The sequence below is a fragment of the Amycolatopsis pretoriensis genome (genome assembly GCF_900107925.1).
Lineage (GTDB): Bacteria > Actinomycetota > Actinomycetes > Mycobacteriales > Pseudonocardiaceae > Amycolatopsis > Amycolatopsis pretoriensis.
Genome location: NZ_FNUJ01000024.1, coordinates 1 through 16,555, shown reverse-complemented (window position 1 = coordinate 16,555; position 16,555 = coordinate 1). Strand labels below are relative to the sequence as shown.

The 16,555-nt window shown below is 70.8% G+C and carries 17 protein-coding genes and 1 rRNA gene; 7 read left to right on the top strand and 11 right to left on the bottom strand.

What is annotated here, in order from left to right:
- Positions 1-92: ribosomal RNA gene (rrf, locus tag BLV96_RS48925) — 5S ribosomal RNA — on the top strand; the annotation flags it as partial.
- Between the two features lie 541 nt (positions 93-633).
- Here the strand turns inward: rrf and BLV96_RS48920 are convergent.
- Both BLV96_RS48920 and BLV96_RS48915 read right to left on the bottom strand, forming a co-directional pair.
- Positions 634-1,845, bottom strand: a complete 1,212-nt coding sequence (locus BLV96_RS48920; RefSeq protein WP_208608556.1) for a L,D-transpeptidase — start codon at positions 1,843-1,845, stop codon at positions 634-636.
- 104 nt (positions 1,846-1,949) lie between these two features.
- Positions 1,950-2,819 (bottom strand): patatin-like phospholipase family protein, encoded by an 870-nt coding sequence (locus tag BLV96_RS48915; protein ID WP_086684707.1) that lies wholly within the window; start codon positions 2,817-2,819, stop codon positions 1,950-1,952.
- A 70-nt stretch (positions 2,820-2,889) separates the two neighbouring features.
- Here BLV96_RS48915 and BLV96_RS48910 point away from each other — a divergent pair, with 70 nt between their 5' ends.
- From BLV96_RS48910 to BLV96_RS48900, 3 genes are all read left to right on the top strand, one after another.
- Positions 2,890-3,831 (top strand): LysR family transcriptional regulator, encoded by a 942-nt coding sequence (locus tag BLV96_RS48910; RefSeq protein WP_158104240.1) that lies wholly within the window; start codon positions 2,890-2,892, stop codon positions 3,829-3,831.
- Positions 3,832-3,930: 99 nt separating this feature from the next.
- Complete coding sequence (locus BLV96_RS48905; protein WP_086684713.1) at positions 3,931-4,494, top strand: papain-like cysteine protease family protein; 564 nt, start codon at positions 3,931-3,933, stop codon at positions 4,492-4,494.
- Position 4,495: 1 nt separating this feature from the next.
- Positions 4,496-5,239 carry a hypothetical protein gene (locus BLV96_RS48900; RefSeq protein ID WP_086684716.1) on the top strand — a complete coding sequence of 248 codons (744 nt, stop codon included), beginning with the start codon at positions 4,496-4,498 and terminating at the stop codon, positions 5,237-5,239.
- A 216-nt stretch (positions 5,240-5,455) separates the two neighbouring features.
- Here the strand turns inward: BLV96_RS48900 and BLV96_RS48895 are convergent, their stop codons facing one another.
- The 4 genes from BLV96_RS48895 to BLV96_RS48880 are packed head-to-tail and all read right to left on the bottom strand — an operon-like array spanning position 5,456 to position 8,656.
- A complete protein-coding gene (locus BLV96_RS48895) occupies positions 5,456-6,106 on the bottom strand; it encodes a DedA family protein (RefSeq protein WP_086672369.1) in 651 nt (216 codons plus the stop codon).
- Between the two features lie 45 nt (positions 6,107-6,151).
- Complete coding sequence (lipA, locus tag BLV96_RS48890) at positions 6,152-7,153, bottom strand: lipoyl synthase (RefSeq protein ID WP_086672370.1); 1,002 nt, start codon at positions 7,151-7,153, stop codon at positions 6,152-6,154.
- A gap of 24 nt (positions 7,154-7,177) precedes the next feature.
- Positions 7,178-8,116: an oxidoreductase gene (locus BLV96_RS48885; RefSeq protein WP_086672373.1), complete on the bottom strand. Its 939-nt coding sequence runs from the start codon at positions 8,114-8,116 to the stop codon at positions 7,178-7,180.
- An 18-nt stretch (positions 8,117-8,134) separates the two neighbouring features.
- Positions 8,135-8,656 carry a hypothetical protein gene (locus BLV96_RS48880; protein WP_086672376.1) on the bottom strand — a complete coding sequence of 174 codons (522 nt, stop codon included), beginning with the start codon at positions 8,654-8,656 and terminating at the stop codon, positions 8,135-8,137.
- A 131-nt stretch (positions 8,657-8,787) separates the two neighbouring features.
- Between BLV96_RS48880 and BLV96_RS48875 the strand changes: the two genes are divergently transcribed.
- Entirely contained in the window at positions 8,788-9,399 is a 612-nt protein-coding gene (locus BLV96_RS48875; RefSeq protein WP_086672378.1) for a TetR/AcrR family transcriptional regulator, read from the top strand.
- 5 nt (positions 9,400-9,404) lie between these two features.
- Complete coding sequence (locus tag BLV96_RS48870; protein ID WP_086672380.1) at positions 9,405-10,340, top strand: LLM class F420-dependent oxidoreductase; 936 nt, start codon at positions 9,405-9,407, stop codon at positions 10,338-10,340.
- A gap of 63 nt (positions 10,341-10,403) precedes the next feature.
- Here the strand turns inward: BLV96_RS48870 and lipB are convergent, their stop codons facing one another.
- The 5 genes from lipB to lpdA form a co-directional block, all read right to left on the bottom strand.
- Positions 10,404-11,147: a lipoyl(octanoyl) transferase LipB gene (gene lipB / locus BLV96_RS48865; RefSeq protein WP_086672382.1), complete on the bottom strand. Its 744-nt coding sequence runs from the start codon at positions 11,145-11,147 to the stop codon at positions 10,404-10,406.
- Positions 11,144-11,767 carry a phosphatase PAP2 family protein gene (locus BLV96_RS48860; protein WP_086672384.1) on the bottom strand — a complete coding sequence of 208 codons (624 nt, stop codon included), beginning with the start codon at positions 11,765-11,767 and terminating at the stop codon, positions 11,144-11,146. The genes lipB and BLV96_RS48860 overlap by 4 nt, the downstream gene beginning before the upstream one ends.
- Positions 11,764-12,636: a TIGR01777 family oxidoreductase gene (locus tag BLV96_RS48855; RefSeq protein WP_086672393.1), complete on the bottom strand. Its 873-nt coding sequence runs from the start codon at positions 12,634-12,636 to the stop codon at positions 11,764-11,766. The genes BLV96_RS48860 and BLV96_RS48855 overlap by 4 nt, the downstream gene beginning before the upstream one ends.
- Positions 12,637-12,730: 94 nt before the next feature.
- Positions 12,731-14,503 carry a 2-oxoglutarate dehydrogenase, E2 component, dihydrolipoamide succinyltransferase gene (gene sucB, locus BLV96_RS48850; RefSeq protein WP_086672386.1) on the bottom strand — a complete coding sequence of 591 codons (1,773 nt, stop codon included), beginning with the start codon at positions 14,501-14,503 and terminating at the stop codon, positions 12,731-12,733.
- Between the two features lie 55 nt (positions 14,504-14,558).
- A complete protein-coding gene (gene lpdA, locus BLV96_RS48845; RefSeq protein ID WP_086672388.1) occupies positions 14,559-15,932 on the bottom strand; it encodes a dihydrolipoyl dehydrogenase in 1,374 nt (457 codons plus the stop codon).
- Positions 15,933-16,114: 182 nt separating this feature from the next.
- Here lpdA and BLV96_RS48840 point away from each other — a divergent pair, with 182 nt between their 5' ends.
- Complete coding sequence (locus BLV96_RS48840; RefSeq protein ID WP_086672391.1) at positions 16,115-16,459, top strand: oxidoreductase; 345 nt, start codon at positions 16,115-16,117, stop codon at positions 16,457-16,459.
- Positions 16,460-16,555 lie beyond the last annotated feature (96 nt).

The window sequence follows — 16,555 nt, the reverse complement described above, 5'->3', positions numbered from 1 at the left end:
CGCCCGGTCCCATTCCGAACCCGGAAGCTAAGCCTGACAGCGCCGATGGTACTGCAACCGAAGGGTTGTGGGAGAGTAGGACACCGCCGAACTTATTTTGGAGAAGGGCCTGGGCCCGGTTGAGACGCGAGTCTCCCGGCCCGGGCCCTTTTTCATGTTCACAGTCATGTCCGCGACTGGCCGGCAGGGGCAGGCCCGCGCGGCTTCGGTGCCCGGCGGTCAACCGAGCCGGACTCGACAGCGCGGCTTGCGCGATGCGCGGCTGGGCAGTCGGCCGAGCCGCGCATCGCGTGGCACGCGGCTGGGTGGTCGAGCGGCCGAGTCTGGCGAGGTGGCTTGCACGGCCGACCGGTTGACCTGGCCGAGGTCGGCAAGGTCGCCCTGCGCGGCCAGCCGGCCGAGCCGCTAGTGGTCACGTGGGCCGATGGCGGCCATCGGATTGACCTCGGGTCGACCACCGGCGACCGCGGGCTCACCGGACTCGGCACCAGCAGCGGCGCCCGTCCCCGCGGCGTAATGCGAGAGGTCCGTTCGCACCCATCGCTCGTGAGCGGCCCCCCGGGCACGAAAAAAGGGCCGGAGCTCCACCGAGCCCCGGCCCTCCCGCCGACCTACAAACAACCCACCAGCCGGCTACTTCACCGCCGACCCGGCCTGCCAATCAGCCCAAGACTTCGACCAATCCCCGTACAGATCCCAAACCGGCAGCTGCGGCCCACCCGAGTTGGTCACCTCCACGACGTCCCCCAACCCCATGTTCTGGAAGAACCACTGGGCATTGGCCCCGTTGAGGTTGATGCACCCGTGCGACACGTTCGAGCTGCCCTGCTGCCCCACGCTGTTCGGGTTCTCGTGGACGAACTCGCCGTCGTTGGAGATGCGCTCGGAGAACTTCTCGTTCGACCGGTACGCCTTCGGGTCCGGCGGGCAGACGCCGTACGTGCACGAGTCCATCGTGTAATTGGCCTGCTTGTCCGAAATGACGTGCGCGCCCAAATGGGTGGGGGTCGCGTCCTTGCCCATCGAGATCGGCATCGACTTCACCATCGCGCCGTTGTGGAAGATCTGCATCTGCTCGGTGTTCCCGTCCGCCTTCGCGATCCAGGAATCGTGGACCTTGTACGTCTCCGTGCGGTCCTCCGCGCCGAACACGCCGCCGCCGAAGTCGACGCCGTAGATCTTCGCCGACACCTTGAGCGTCGTGCCGGCCTTCCAGTACTCCTTCGGCCGGTAGTGGACGTTCGAGTCGTCGATCCAGTACCAGCTGCCCTCCTGCTTCGGCGTCGACTCCACCGTCAGGGCCTTCTCAACCGCCGCCTTGTTCTTGACGGCGATCTTGCCGAAGCTGAACACGATCGGCTGGCCCACGCCGACACCCGTGCTCGCCACCGCGGACGGGGCCGGGATCAGGTTGGCGTTCGCCTGCTTCTTCGGTGCGATCGTGCTGATCTGGTTGTCCTGCTCGACCGCCTTGCCGTCCGCGCCCTGGGCGTGCGCGACGATCTTGTACGTCACGCCGTAGCCGAGGGGCTCGGTCGTCGTCCAGCTCGTGCCGTCCGCGGCGAGCTTGCCGGCGACCTTGTTCCCCTTCGCGGTGTTGGTCACCGTGACGTCGAGGAGCTTCCCGTTGGCGGCCTTGACGACGACGGGCGTCGCCGGGTTCACCCCCGTGCCGCCCGCGGGCTCGAACGACACCGCGACCGGTGTCGCGGACGCCGAAGCGGACCCGGACGCGGGCGTCCCGCCGGCGGGCGATCCGCCGTTGTCATCGGACGAGCAGGCGGAAAGCAGCAGTGCTCCGGCGAGGATTCCGGCCACCGAAAGTAAAATCTTCTTGGGGAGCATATTGTCTCTTTTTGGGAATTGGGATCGGCGGGCATTCGTCATTCAAAACTACGCGATAGCGATGACGTTCTTCCCGGCGGATCGGTGCATCGGCGTGACGCGGATCACGTGACGACGAGGCCCGGCGCACCGTAGAGTCCCGGCCCGCTCACCGAGATCCCGTCCAGGAACTCGCGGGCGGCCGAGTACGCCTCCTCCGCCAGTGCTTCGGTGTGCCCGAAATCGAGCGGGTTCACACGTACCGGCGCCGGCCCCGGCAGGTACACCACCGGCACCGAAGCCGCCGCCACCGGCGCTTCCAGCACCGCCTGGTTCCGCATGCTGATCATCGCGGTGAACATCATCACCTCGGCGAACGTCCGCGGCGCCTCGGGCAGTTTCCCCGGGAACGCGCAATCCAGCACCACCAGCGACTTCGCGCCCATCGCCAACGCCTGGCGCATCGGCACGTTCGCGACGAGCCCGCCGTCGTACAGCAACCGCCCGTCGTGCTCCACCGGCGGGAAGATCCCGGGGATCGCGCAGCTCGCCAGCAGCGGCTCGAGCAGCCGCCCGGACCGGATCAGCAGCGGCTCGGCCGTGTCGACCTGCGTCGTGACGACGCCGAGCGGCAGCGCCAGGTCCTCGAAGCGGGTTTCGGCGCCGAGGTGGTCGGCGATGATCCCCGACAGGCCGCTGTTGGGGAACAGGTGCGTCTTGCTCTGCGTCAGCGTCCGGACGCGGCTCAGCACGCCGCCCGGGAACGCCTCGGCCCGCGTCATGTGCGCCCAGATGCCGTGCAGGCGCGGCAACGGGTCGGCGCCGGGCAGGGCGAGCACCGCCGCGTTCAGCGAGCCGACCGACGTGCCCGTCACCAGATCGGGGGACAGCCCGGCTTCGCCGAGCGCGCGCAGCATGCCGACCTGCATGGCGCCGAGGCTGCCGCCCCCGCCGAGGACGTACCCGACCGGCCGGGGAAGATCCGCGAGACTCATACCGCCGAATGTAGTAAGCCCGACTTTCGCAGGTCGTGCGGGCCATGAGGACGGCGTTAGCCTGCTGGGCGTGGCCGAGCTGGAGCTGCGCCATCTCAGGGCCGTCCGCGCTGTCGCGGACGGCGGCAGCGTGAGCCGTGCCGCGACCGTCCTCGGCGTCAGCCAGCCCGCGCTCACCGCGCAGCTCAAGCGGATCGAGCGGATCCTCGGCGGCGACCTGTTCGTCCGCGGCCCCAGCGGCGTCCGCCCGACCGAGCTCGGCCGGTTCGTGCTCGCTCGCGCCGACGCGCTGCTGTCCGACATGCAGGCGCTCGTCGCCTCCGCGCGGCGGCACGGCGAAAGCGGGCCGGAGACGCTGCGGATCGGGTACGTGCCGCTGCTCATCATCGGCCGGTTCATCGAGGAGCTGGGGGAGCGGGAGCTCGACGTCCAGACCTACGCCGAGCCGGCGTCGCTGATGTTGTTGAAGCTGCTCTCGACGGGCCGCGTCGACGTCGCGCTGCTCGAACGCTTCGACGGCACCGAGGCGCACCACTTCGCCGGCCTGACCGTCCGGACGCTCGCCACCGAGCCGATCTTCGTCGGGATCTCCGAGGGACACCCGGCGATCCGCGACGGCGTCGTCGACCTCGCCGACCTGGCCGGCTGCGACTGGATTCTCCCGCCCCCGCACGAAAACTGCGTGCGCGTGCGGTTCCTGCAGGCGTGCGCGGCGGCCGGGTTCAGCCCGCGGGTGCGGCACTTCACGTCGGAGGCGGGCACCGCGGGGACGCTCATCGCCCAGGGCGCGGTCTGCCTCGCGCAGGCGGCGTCGGCGCCCCCGCCGGGCCTGGTCGCGCTGCCCCTGCGCGGCGACCCGCTGTGGACGACGCTGCTGTTCGCGACGCGCGAGGACGACGCCCGCACGCCGACCACCGGCGAGGTGTTCCGGTGCGCGGAAGCCGCGTATTCGGCGTCGCGGCACCGGAATCCGCACTTCGCGCGCTGGTGCGGGCTCGCGCCCGCCCGATAGGCGGCATAACGCCGGTGTTATCCCGCTTGGGATTACTGCCCGGCGCGGCAACGGGAGAAGCTCACGAAGTCCCCACCTGTTGCCGACAAGGAGCAACGAATGCACTTCAGACGAGCAATGGCGCTCGGCGCGCTGTGCGCGGCCCTCACCGGCCTGCTCTCCCCGCCCGCGAGCGCGACGACCGAAGCGACGACGTTGTCGATCAGCCAGCTGGTCCAGGAACAGAACCAGTGGTGCTGGGCCGCGAGCGGCCTGACGATCGCGCGGTTCCTCGGCTACGGAACGAACGTCAGCCAGAACACCTTCTGCGACTACTCGCGCGGCTACCCGGCCGGCTCGCAGTGCCCCAACCAGGCCGGCGAGCTGACGTACGTCCAGCGCGGCTACCAGGCGCTCGGGCTGCGTCCCGGCACGGTGACCGGCGCGCTCAGCCTGGCCTCGGTGCAGACCGAGATCGGTGCGCGCCGCCCGATCGAGACGGGCATCTACTGGACCGCCGGCGGCGGGCACGCCCAGGTGATCTACGGCTACGACGCGAGCGGGCTCGTCTACTACGGCGACCCGTGGCCGAGCAGCCAGCGCTACAGCGCGATGGCGCACTCGAGCTACGTCCGCAACGGGCAGTTCCAGTGGGCGCAGTCCCTCTACCGGATCGGGGCGTGAGATGAACCTCTTCCGTGGATTGGGTGTCCTGCTCGCGGGTGCGGCGCTGGTGATCGGTTTCGGTGGCACGGCGTCGGCCTCTGGTTCGCCTGCCGATGACGTCGTCGCGGCGGTCCGGGCGGCGCAGCCCCAGCTTTCGGCGTTCTACGGCCAGCTCGACCGGCGGGCCGGCGTGGCGCGGGCCGCCGCCGTGACGCCCGAGGTGGCGGGCTCGCCGGTCGCGGTGAACTCGCTCGACCCGGCGTTCGTCGCCGGGACACCGGGTGCGGCGCCGGCTTCGTTCGCGTACTACGCGGTGCGGACGTCGGCGGCGACGGGTCGTCAGGCGACGGTGTGGGTGGAGCGCGCGGCGGCCGGCTGGACCGCGACGAACTTCACGACGGGCACCGAGGAGCTGACGTACCCGGCGCAGGCCGGCGGCGACCTGGTGTTCACCGAGCCGCAGGTCAACGCGTGGTACCGGGTGCGCGACGGCCGCGTGCTGGCGCTCAACGACCCGGCCCGGCAGCGGGTCGGGGACGGCGTGCCGGTGGCGGCGTACCAGCAGCTGGTGCACCGGCTGTACGGCGACAAGCTGCCCGGTTCGGCTTACCGGGCGCAGGGGAAGCTGGGTGGTTACGACCTGGCGGCCGCGCCGGTTCCGGCGCCGGGCAAGGGAACCTGGCCGTTCGTCGCCGGTGGGGCGCTGCTGGCGCTCGGCTTGGTCGGCTGGGCCACCGGCAAGGCGGCGCGCGCCCGCCGTTGACACCGGGAGGGTGCGGCGCGGGTCCGCTCGGGCCGCACCCTCAGGGGCCGGGACCCAAGCGCCCCAATGTGGCCTTCGGTGCGTGAGACGCAACGAAGGCCACATTGGGTGCGTGAGACGCAACGAAGGCCACATTGGGTGCGTGAGACGCAACCAAGGCCACATTGGGGCGCTTCCCCGCCGGGGTCGCGACTTTCGTGGCGCTCGGGGCCTGGGTCAGGGGACCTTTTCCGGCTCCGGCTCCGGCTCCGCCGCCAGGGCCTTGCGCTTCTTCATGCGCAGCAAGAAGAACACCGCCACCGCCGCGAGCGCGCCCACCACTATCAACCCGCCCGTGTTCAGCGCTCCCTCGATGCGCTTTGCCGCTTCGCCCAAAGCCGCGCCGATGCTGATGTGGACCAGGGACCAGCAGAACGCGCCCGCCGCCGCGGCCGGCAGGAACTTGCGGAACGGCAGGCCCGATGTTCCCGCCGCGGCCGGCGTCAACGTGCGGATCACCGGCAGGAACCGGGCGAAGAACACCGCCCACGCGCCGCGGCGTTCCAGCACCGAGGTCGCCTTGTCCCACGCGTCGAGGCCGTACTTGCGGATCAGCTTCGTCTCGCGCAGCCGGGGTCCGAAGCGGCGGCCGATGAAGTAGCCGAGCGCGTCACCCGCCGTCGCGCACAGCGTGACCACCAGCCACAGCACCACGAACCGGGACGGGGTGGTGGCCGTCGTCGCGGCGATGAGCAGGCCGGATTCGCCGGGGGCCAGGAAGCCCAGCCCGATTGTGCATTCGGCGAACACCAGGCCGCCGGTCGCCGCGACGAGGCCCGGTTCCGGGAGTCCTTGCAACCAGCTGAGGAGGTCCGAAACCAGGGCCATGCGACCCACTTTACCGATCCTTTAAGGACTAGGGAGTGACGTGCGTCACCGCGCCAGCAGTGACGCCGCTTCCTGGGCGGCCGGCCCTTCGGTGGCCAGGTGGGCCAGGTTCTCGGGCAGGACTTCGCCGCGGTGCGCCTTGGTCTGGGCGTAGAGCCGTCCGGCGCGGTAGGACGACCGCACCAGCGGACCCGCCATCACACCCGCGAAACCCATCGCCTCCGCAGCCTTCGAGTGCTCCACGAACTCCTCCGGCTTCACCCACCGATCGACCGGATGGTGCCGCGGCGAGGGACGCAGGTACTGCGTGATCGTCAGGATCTCGCACCCCGCGTCAACCAGGTCCCGCATCGCCGGAGCCACCTCGTCAGGCGTCTCACCCATGCCGAGGATCAGGTTCGACTTCGTCACCAAACCGGCCTCACGAGCCGCCGTGATGACCTCCAGTGAACGCGCGTAACGGAACCCGGGACGGATCCGCTTGAAGATCCGCGGCACCGTCTCCACGTTGTGCGCCAACACCTCCGGCCGCGACCCGAACACTTCGGTCAGCTGCTCGGGGTCGGCGTTGAAGTCCGGAATCAGCAACTCGACACCCGTACCCGGGTTCAGCGCGTGGATCTGCCGGACAGTCTCCGCGTACAGCCAAGCCCCACCATCGGGAAGATCATCACGAGCCACACCAGTGACCGTCGAGTACCGCAAACCCATGGCCTGCACGGACTCCGCGACCTTCCGCGGTTCCGTGCGATCGAGAGCAGCCGGCTTACCCGTGTCGATCTGACAGAAGTCGCACCGCCGGGTGCATTGATCGCCACCGATCAGGAACGTGGCCTCACGGTCTTCCCAGCACTCGTAGATGTTGGGACAACCGGCCTCTTCGCAAACGGTGTGCAGACCTTCGCGACGCACGAGCCCCTTGAGTTCGGTGAACTCCGGCCCCATCCGCACCCGCGTCTTGATCCACGACGGCTTCTTCTCGATCGGCGTCTCACTGTTGCGAACCTCGAGACGCAGCAGCTTCCGGCCTTCTGGCGCAGCACTCACACCTCAACCGTACGCCCGTCCGGGCTACGCGGGGTCGGGGGTGATGCCGGTCAGCTTCGCCGTCAGCTCCCACAACGCCGACCCCAGCGACTCGCTGCGCGCGGCGGCCACGGTCGGCACCGCCGCGGGGTATCCGCGCAGGTTGCCGAGGCCGCGGGGACCGAAGTAGCCGCCGCCTTCGACGCCGTCGGCCGTCGCCGCGTAGAGCTGCGGGAGGGCGCCGATGCGGGTGTTCTGGGCGAACAGCACCTCGCCGGCGCGGTGGCCGCCCGCGATCAGCGAGCGCACCACCGGGTTCGAGTACGACCGGGCCATGCCGCTGCCGAGTCCCGTCGCGGTGTAGCCCGGGTGGGCGGCGACGCTGATGACGTCCGAGCCGGCCGCGCGCAGGCGGCGGTCCAGTTCGAGCGCGAACACCTGGTCGGCGAGCTTCGACTGCCCGTACGCGGCGGCCGCGTTGTAGCGGCGGTGGTCGCCGTTCGGGTCGTCGAGGTGGATGCGGGCGCCGACGGCGGCCAGGCTCGACAGCGTGACGACGCGGCCGCGCAGGGCGGGCATCAGCAGCCACGTCAGCGCCGCGTGGCCGAGGTAGTTGGTGCCGAACTGCAGCTCGAAGCCGTCGGCGGTGCGGCCGCGGGCGGTCGCCATCACGCCGGCGTTGTTGACGAGGACGTCCAGGCCATCCCCGGTCAGGTCGCGGGCCGTCGCGGCGGCCGCGCGCACCGAGGCGAGCTCGCTCAGGTCCAGTGGGATGAGCTCGGGCCCGGCGCCCGCGGCGGCCGTCTTGACGATGTCCAGTGCCTTCGCCCCGCGTTCGGCGGAGCGGCAGGCGAGGAGCACGCGAGCCCCCTTGCTCGCGAGCACCTCGGCGGTGCGCAGCCCGAGTCCCGAATTCGCCCCGGTGACCAGCACGGTCCGGCCGGTCTGGTCGGGGATGTCGGCGTCGGTCCAGCGCTCCGTCATGCGCTTACTAAACCCTGTTCACGCACTCGGCGCGAGCAGGCGCCGCAGGTGTCCCATGACGGGACGCCGGCGAGGTGCTTCCGAACGGCTCGTGCGCAGCAGCGCCTCGAGCGCGTAACCCACCTTGGCGATCTCTTCACCCGGCTCACGCGGGTCGGCCAGCCCGGCCGTCACGGCGAGCATCCGCAGCTCGCCTTCGTGCATCCGGCGCAGCGACGCGTGCCGCTCGTAAGCCCCGTCGAGCACCGCTCGCAGCGTCTCGTGCTCCTCGACGGCGGAACGCCACGCCCGCGTGACGGCGTCGACGTGGTCGCCGAGGCCGTCGGCGTCGTCCGGGTCGGTGACCTCGGCGCGCAGGCGGCCGCTCAGCGTCCGGGTCCACTGGTACTGCAGGGCCAGGAGGACGTTCTCCTCGGTGCCGAAGTGCTCTTCGGCACCGGGGACCTCGTCGAGCGGCAGTGGCGCGGCCGGGTTGCGGCCCGCCAGGCGGACGGTCGCTTCGAGGATTTCCTGACGTCGGTAGAAGTCTGTCCAGCTCATCGTGGGGCTCCCCTTCCGTGGCCCGGGTCATACCGCGGGTCTGCGGCATACTCCCGGTACGGACCTGACGACGCGAACATACCATGAGTACGGAGAGATCCTCCGGGCGTAAGGTTGTGAAGGTGGCGACAATGAGGTCCAGACGACTCGACTACTCCGAGTCGACGCGTTCGGCGCTGGTCGACAGCGCGGTCGAACTGTTCACCAAGCGCGGGTACGCGGGAACCTCGCTGGACGAGATCGCCAAACGCGCCCGGGTCACCAAAGGCGCGCTGTACCACCACTTCAGCGGCAAGCAGGCGCTCTTCGAAGCCGCGTTCGACCAGGTCGAAAGCCTCGTCTACGACCGCCTCGACAAGATCATGCACGGTGAGGGCTCGCCGTGGGAACGCGCGCTCGGCGGTCTCAACGCGTTCATCCGCGCCTGTCTCGACCCCGCCTACCAGCGGATCGCCATCCACGAGGCGCCGGTCGTCATGGGCTGGGAACGCTGGCGCGAAGCCGAGGAGCGCTGCAGCTTCGGGCTCGTGCGGTCCGGGCTGCAGTCGCTGATCGACGCCGGCGAGGTCGAGCCCGTGCCGGTCGAGGTGACCGCGCGGCTGCTGTTCGGCGCGCTGTCGAGCGCGGCGACCGAAATCGCCAGTTCGCCGGACCCGAAGAAGGTCGGCGCCGAGATCGAGGACGTCATCGTCCGCATGCTGGTACGGCTGAGGCGCACGGAGCCCGACGTCTCTATAGGCTGATCTTCGTGGACTTGAGGATCTTCACCGAGCCCCAGCAGGGGGCCAGCTACGACGACCTGCTGCGTGTCGCGAAGGCGACCGAAGCCGCCGGCTACGACGCCTTCTTCCGCAGCGACCACTACCTGAAGATGGGCTCGGCCGACGGCCTGCCCGGCCCGACCGACGCGTGGATCACCCTCGCCGGCCTGGCCCGGGAGACCAGCCGGATCCGGCTCGGCACGCTCGTCACCGCGGCGACGTTCCGGTACCCCGGCCCGCTCGCGATCTCGGTCGCGCAGGTGGACCGGATGTCCGGCGGGCGCGTCGAGTTCGGCCTCGGCTCCGGCTGGTACGACGCCGAGCACGAGGCGTACGGCCTCACGCTGCCGCCGCTGAAGGAGCGCTTCGACCGCTACGCCGAGCAGCTCGAGATCATCACCGGGCTGTGGAAGACGCCCGCGGGCTCGACGTACTCCTTCAAGGGCGAGTACTACTCGCTGACGGAGTCGCCGGGCCTGCCGAAGCCCGCGCAGTCGCCGGCGCCGCCGGTGATCATCGGCGGCCAGGGCAAGAAGCGCACCCCGGCGCTGGCGGCCCGGTTCGCGGACGAGTTCAACCTGCCGTTCGCCGACGCCGACGCGGCGGCCGCGCAGTTCGCCCGCGTCGACGCCGCGGCAGCCGAGATCGGCCGCGACCCCAAGGAGATCCTGCGCTCGGTGGCGCTGACGATCGCCGTCGGCCGCTCCGACGAAGAGGTTGCGCGCCGGGCGTCGGCCATCGGGCGGGACCTCACCGAGCTGCGGGCGAACGGCCTGGCCGGGACACCGGCCGAGGTCGTCGACCGGATCGGGCAGTGGCGGGAGAAGACCGGGATCACCCGCGTCTACCTGCAGCTGCTGGACCTCGCGGACCTGGACCAGCTCGAGCTGGTCGCGGCCGAGGTCGCGCCGCAGCTGGATTAGCGCGAAGTCCGTGAATGGCACATTGAGGGACACTTAGTCCCTCAATGTGCCATTCACGGCCTTTCAGTTCTGCAGGGCGAAGGTGACGCCGGGCGCCTCGGGCGCGGCCGGGCGGGGGAGCCAGCGGTCCTCGCTCACCGGGAGCTCGCCTTCCAGCGCCGCCAGGACCGCGTCGCGCGCCAGGGGGAGCACCGCCTCCACGCTCACGTCCCGCTGCAGCTCGTACGACAGCGACGTCACGCCCGCGTCGCGGATGCCGCACGGCACGATCGTGTCGAACGCCTTCAGGTCCGCGTTGCAGTTCAGCTCGAAGCCGTGCATCGTCACGCCGCGCTGGACGCGGATGCCGATCGCCGCGATCTTGCGCTCGATGCCGCGGTCGTCCGCCGGGATCCAGACGCCGCTGCGGCCCTCGACCCGGCCGCTGTGCACGCCGAGGGCGTCGCACACGTGGATCAGCGCCTCCTCCAGCCGCCGCACGTAGTGGACGACGTCGATCGGGTCGCCGAGCTTCACGATCGGGTAGCCGACCAGCTGGCCCGGGCCGTGCCAGGTGATCTTGCCGCCGCGGTCGACGTCGATCACCGGGGTGCCGTCGGCCGGGCGGTCGGCCTCCTCGGTGCGCTTGCCCGCGGTGTACACCGACGGGTGCTGCAGCAGGAACATCGTGTCCGGCGCGGTGCCGTCGGCGCGCTCGGTGAGCCGGGTCCGCTGGAGCTCCCAGGCTTCGGTGTAGTCGATCGTGCCGAGCTCCCGGACGTCGACGGGCTCGGTGCTGGCGCGGCAGGAAGTGCGGGAAGAACTCACCCGTCGAGGCTACGCCCGTCACCCGGGGGAAGCAGCCGCAAGGCACACGCTGAGAGCAGCCCGACACCGGTGACCGCGAGCACTGCGCCGATCGTGTCCGACACCCAGTGCACGCCCAGCAGGACGCGGCACGCGGCGCACACCACAACGGCCACCGCGGAACCCAGCGCGACCCGGCGAACCAGCCGCGGCCACAGCCACGCGCACAGCAGCACCAGCACGAACCCGGTGCTCGCCACCGACACCACGTGCCCGCTCGGGTAGCTGAGGTCGGGGTAGTCGCGGGGGCGCTCCCGCAGGAAGAGCGGCTTGGCCACGACGCTGGTCAGCCGGCACAGCAGCAGCACGACGGCGAGCCGCACGCACAGCCCCGTGTGCCGCCGCTGCCGCAGCGCCAAGGCGAGCAGTGCCGCGCCGAGGACCCAGGGGAGCACCGGGCCGAGGACGTCGCTGCCGATCGCCGCCGCCTTGCCGAGCGGCTGCGTGTAGACGTCGTGGAGGGCGTTGGCCACCCGGGAGTCGAGCGTCAGCGGCTGCCGCGCGACGCCGAGGCCGAGCGCGACGAACGCCGCCGCCAGCGCGAGGCCGACGACGAGCCAGCGTTTGAGCGGGACCGTCATGCCGCCGCGAGCGCTTGGTCCAGCGTCGGGTGGCGGAACTCGTAGCCGGACCGCTCCAACGCGGCGGGGACGGCCCGCTGCCCGAACAACGCCATTTCCTCGCCGGCCTGGCCCAGTACGGCTTTGAGCGCGATGCCCGGCACCCACCACGGCGCCGGGCGGTGCAGGGCGCGGCCGACCGCGCGGGTGAACTCGGCGTTGGTCACCGGCGCCGGCCCGGTCAGGTTCACCGGCCCGGCCACGTCGTTCGCCAGGACGTGGGCGATCGCGCCGACCTCGTCCTCGAGGGAGATCCACGACATGTACTGGTGGCCGTCGCCGAGGCGGCCGCCCAGGCAGAGCTGGAAAAGCGGCCGCAGGGTGCCGTAGAGGCCGCCCTTCGCCGAAAGCACCAGCCCGGTCCGGATGTTCACCACCCGCGCGTCGCCCGCCGGCGCCGTCGCGGCTTCCCAGGCTTCGCACAGCTCGGCGAGGAACCCGTCGCCGCGTGGGGCGGATTCGTCCACAGTGGACTCGTGGGTGTGGCCGTAGTAGCCGACGGCGGAAGCGTTGACCAGCACGCCGACACCGTGTTCGGCGACGGCTTCGGCGAGCACCTCGGTCGGCTCGACCCGGCTGTCGGTGAGCTGCTGCTTGCGCATCGCGCTCCACCGGCCGGGGAACAACGGCTTGCCACCCAGGTTCACCACGGCGTCCACGCCCTCGAAGGCGCCCTCGGCGATGGTCCCGGACGGCGGGTCCCAGCGGAATTCCCCGCCCCCGCGCGCTTCCCGCCGCACCAGGCGGCGGACTTCGTGCCCGTCACCCAGCAGGCGCTCGCCCAGCGCCGACCCGATCAAGCCGCTCGCTCCGGCGATGAGTACTCGCATGCCCCGATCGTTGCGCATCCGCTGCGCGACCGCACTCCCGGACACGACGAAGGCCGCCACGGAAAATCCGTGGCGGCCTTCGTCAGCGGAGACTTCAGAGGCCGAGTTCGCCCTCGAAGTTGCCCTCTTCCAGGCGCTGCTTGATCGTCGTCAGGAAGCGGCCCGCGTCGGCCCCGTCCACCAGGCGGTGGTCGTAGGTCAGCGGCAGGTACGCCATCGACCGGACGGCGATCGTGTCGTTGCCGTCGGCGTCGGCGATGACCACCGGGCGCTTGACGACCGCGCCGGTGCCGAGGATGCCCGACTGCGGCTGCACGATGATCGGCGTGTCGAACAGCGCGCCGACGCTGCCGATGTTCGTGATCGAGAACGTGCCGCCCGACAGCTCGTCCGGCTTGATCTGGCCCGACCGCGCGCGGCCCGCCAGGTCGGCGATCCGGTGCGCGAGACCGGCCAGGCTCAGCTCGCCGGCGTCGTGGATCACGACCGAGAGCAGCCCGCGCTCGGTGTCCACCGCGATGCCCAGGTGCACGGCGCCGTGGTAGGTGATCTCCTTCGTGTCCTCGTTGTAGGACGCGTTGACGTTCGGGTGCTGCTTGAGCGCCTCGACCGTGGCCTTCGCGAAGAACGGCAGGAACGTCAGGTTGACGCCCTCGCGCTCCTTGAAGGCCGCCTTCGCCCGCGAGCGCAGCTTGGCGATCTTCGTGACGTCGACCTCCTGGACCTGCGTGAGCTGCGCGGCGATCTGCAGCGACTCGCGGGTCTTGGTGGCCGTGATCTGGCGGATCCGGCTGGCCTTCTGGACCGTGCCGCGCAGCGCGGCCAGTTCCGCCGACACCGGGGCCGCGGGACGCGCGGCCGGCGCCGACGGGGCGGCAGCGGCCGCCGGGGCAGCGGCGGGAGCAGGAGCCTGCTGCTTCTGCTTCTCCTCGGCCGCGGCCAGGACGTCCTGCTTGCGGATCCGGCCGCCGACGCCGCTGCCGGTCAGCGACGCGAGGTCGATGCCGTGCTCGGTCGCCAGCTTGCGGACCAGCGGCGTGACGTACGGGCCGTCCGCCGAACCGTCCTTCGCCGCGGCGGCCGGGGCCGCCTCGGCCGCCTTCGCCGCGGGCGCGGCCTGCGGCTCGGGCTTCGGTTCCGGCTTGGGCTCGGGCTTCGACTCCTGAACCGGCTCCGGCTTGGGCTCGGGCTTGGGTTCCGGCTTCGGCTCGGGCTTGGGCTTCGACTCGGCCTTCGGCGCCGCGTTCGCGTCACCGATGACGGCCAGGACGCCGCCGACCTCGACGGTCTCGTCCTCGCCCGCGCGGATCTCCAGCACCGTGCCGGCGACCGGCGACGGCACCTCGGTGTCGACCTTGTCGGTGGAGATCTCGAGCAGCGGCTCGTCGACCTCGACCGAGTCGCCGACCGCCTTCAGCCAGCGCGTGACGGTGCCCTCGGTGACGCTCTCGCCCAGCTCGGGCAACTTCACCTCGGTGCCTTCGCCGCCGGCGGCCGGCGCGGTGTCCGGCTTGCTCGGAGCGCTGTCCTCGGCCTGCGGCTCCGGCTGCGACGGCTCGGGTTCCGGCTCGGGCTCGGACTTCTGCTCTTCCTGCGCGGGGGCGGAGGAAGACTCGGGCACGCCGCCGGACCCGTCGTCGATGACGGCGAGCTCGGCGCCGACCTCGACGGTCTCGTCCTCGGCGGCGCTGATCTTCACGACCGTGCCCGCCACCGGGGAGGGGACCTCGGTGTCGACCTTGTCGGTCGAGATCTCGAGCAACGGCTCGTCGACCTCGACGGTGTCGCCCTCCTGCTTAAGCCACCGGGTGACGGTGCCTTCGGTGACGCTCTCCCCGAGCTCCGGCAATGTGACGGAGTAGGCCATCGTTCGCTGACTCCTCTTCCAAGTTCTGCGTGGTCTGGATTCTGCTGGTGGGACGTCAGCTGTGCACGTGCAGCGGCTTCCCCGCGAGGGCGAGGAACGCTTCACCGAGGGCCTCGGTCTGGGTGGGGTGGGCGTGGATGAGGGGTGCGACGTCCTCCGGGAAAGCCTCCCAGCTGTAGATCAGCTGCGCTTCGCCGATCAGCTCGCCGACGCGGTCGCCGACCATGTGGACGCCCACGACCGGGCCGTCCGGGGCCTTGACCAGCTTGACCCCGCCGGAGGTCTTGAGGATCTGGCTCTTGCCGTTGCCGCCGAGGTCATAGGTGAACGTCGTGACGTCGGCGCCGTACTTGTCCTTCGCCTGCGACTCGGTCAGCCCGACCGACGCGACCTCCGGGTGCGAGTAGGTGACCCGCGGGATGCCGCTCTCGTCGATGACGCGCGGGCTCTGCCCGGCGATCTCCTCGGCGACGAAGATGCCCTGCTGGAAGCCGCGGTGCGCGAGCTGCAGGCCGGGGACGATGTCGCCGACGGCGTAGACGTTCGGCAGGTTGGTGCGCAGCCGCTCGTCGGTGATGACGAAGCCGCGCTCGATCTTGACGCCGGCCTCCTCGTAGCCGTGGCCGGCCGAGTTCGGCCCGCGGCCGACGGCGACCAGCAGCAGGTCGGCCTCGATGGTCTCGCCGGACTCCAGCGAAACGGCCACGCCGTTGTCGTCCTGCTTCGCGCCGGTGAACCGCACGCCGGTCTTGAAGGCGATCTTGCGGCGGCGGAAAGCGCGCTCGAGCTGCTTGGACGCGAACTCGTCCTCGTTCGGGACCAGCCGCGGCAGCGCCTCGACGATGGTGACGTCCACGCCGAAGGAGGCCCAGACGCTGGCGAACTCGACGCCGATGACACCGCCACCGAGGACGACGACCTTCTTGGGGACGTAGTCCAGGGACAGGGCCTGCTCGCTGGCGATGATGCGGCCGCCGAGCTCCAGGCCGGGCAGCGTGCGCGAGTACGAACCGGTGGCGAGGATGACGTTCTTGCCGGTGTAGCGGGTGCCGTCCACCTCGACGGTGGTGCCGCCGACGAACGTGCCGCTGCCCTCGACGAGGTTCACCTTGTGCGCCTTGGCCAGGCCCTGCAGGCCCTTGTACAGGCGGGCGACGATCCCGTCCTTGTACTTGTTGACCCCGGCGATGTCGATGCCCTCGAAGGAGGCCTTGACGCCGACGGCGTCGGCCTCACGGGTTTCGTCGGCGACCTCGGCGGCGTGGAGCAGGGCCTTGGTCGGGATGCAGCCCCGGTGGAGGCAGGTCCCGCCCAGCTTGTCCTTCTCGATCAGCGTGACGGAAAGGCCCAGCTCGGCCGCGCGGAAAGCCGCGGCGTAGCCGCCCGATCCGCCTCCCAGGATCACGAGGTCGGCGGAGGTGTCGGTCACTTGTATAACTCCTCGGCAAGCAGTGGGGTGGTGCTCTGTCGTCGCCTGTGCGCGGTATAACCGCGCGCGCGACACCCGCCATCTTGTCACTACGCCGGACGGGGCTGCGACCTAGCCGGGTGTGCGACGCCGACCACACGCGGACATCGGGATAATGAGTGGTGTAGGTCTCGGGAGGGAAGGTGGTCGTGGTGGGGCTCTTCGACTCGCTGCGCAGGCGCGCCAAGGGCGGGCAGAAGGCCGGTACGCTGCGGAAAGCCAGCTCCGAGGACACCCGGCACCTGGAGGACTGGGTGGCCTCGAGGCGGGGTGTCGAGGCCTTCGTCGAGCCGAAGACGAACGTCACCGAGACCACTGTGGTGTTGATCGCCCACGACGGCGAGTGGACCCGGCGCCGCATCGGCAGCCTGGAGGCGGCCCAGCAGTTCGGCCACCGCCGGTCGATCCCGGTGTACGAGGTCGCGCGGGTGGGTTACCCGAAGCGGATGCGGGAGTACACCGAGCGGAAGAAGCGCGGGGAGGTCTAGATGTGATGTCCGGGGACGTTGTCCTGAGTTGAGATGACCGGTGACGGCCTGTCGTGCAGACAGGTGAAGGCCTCCGGATGTGAAGTGGAGCTGTCT

Coding starts and splice junctions, on each gene's coding strand:
- BLV96_RS48860 (WP_086672384.1), bottom strand. CDS start 11,767: ATGACGGTCCCGCTCAAACGCTGGCTCGTCGTCGGCCTCGCGCTGGCG.
- BLV96_RS48895 (WP_086672369.1), bottom strand. CDS start 6,106: ATGGCCCTGGTTTCGGACCTCCTCAGCTGGTTGCAAGGACTCCCGGAA.
- BLV96_RS48905 (WP_086684713.1), top strand. CDS start 3,931: ATGCACTTCAGACGAGCAATGGCGCTCGGCGCGCTGTGCGCGGCCCTC.
- BLV96_RS48880 (WP_086672376.1), bottom strand. CDS start 8,656: ATGAGCTGGACAGACTTCTACCGACGTCAGGAAATCCTCGAAGCGACC.
- sucB (WP_086672386.1), bottom strand. CDS start 14,503: ATGGCCTACTCCGTCACATTGCCGGAGCTCGGGGAGAGCGTCACCGAA.
- BLV96_RS48885 (WP_086672373.1), bottom strand. CDS start 8,116: ATGACGGAGCGCTGGACCGACGCCGACATCCCCGACCAGACCGGCCGG.
- BLV96_RS48900 (WP_086684716.1), top strand. CDS start 4,496: ATGAACCTCTTCCGTGGATTGGGTGTCCTGCTCGCGGGTGCGGCGCTG.
- BLV96_RS48855 (WP_086672393.1), bottom strand. CDS start 12,636: ATGCGAGTACTCATCGCCGGAGCGAGCGGCTTGATCGGGTCGGCGCTG.
- BLV96_RS48915 (WP_086684707.1), bottom strand. CDS start 2,819: ATGAGTCTCGCGGATCTTCCCCGGCCGGTCGGGTACGTCCTCGGCGGG.
- BLV96_RS48920 (WP_208608556.1), bottom strand. CDS start 1,845: ATGCTCCCCAAGAAGATTTTACTTTCGGTGGCCGGAATCCTCGCCGGA.
- BLV96_RS48875 (WP_086672378.1), top strand. CDS start 8,788: ATGAGGTCCAGACGACTCGACTACTCCGAGTCGACGCGTTCGGCGCTG.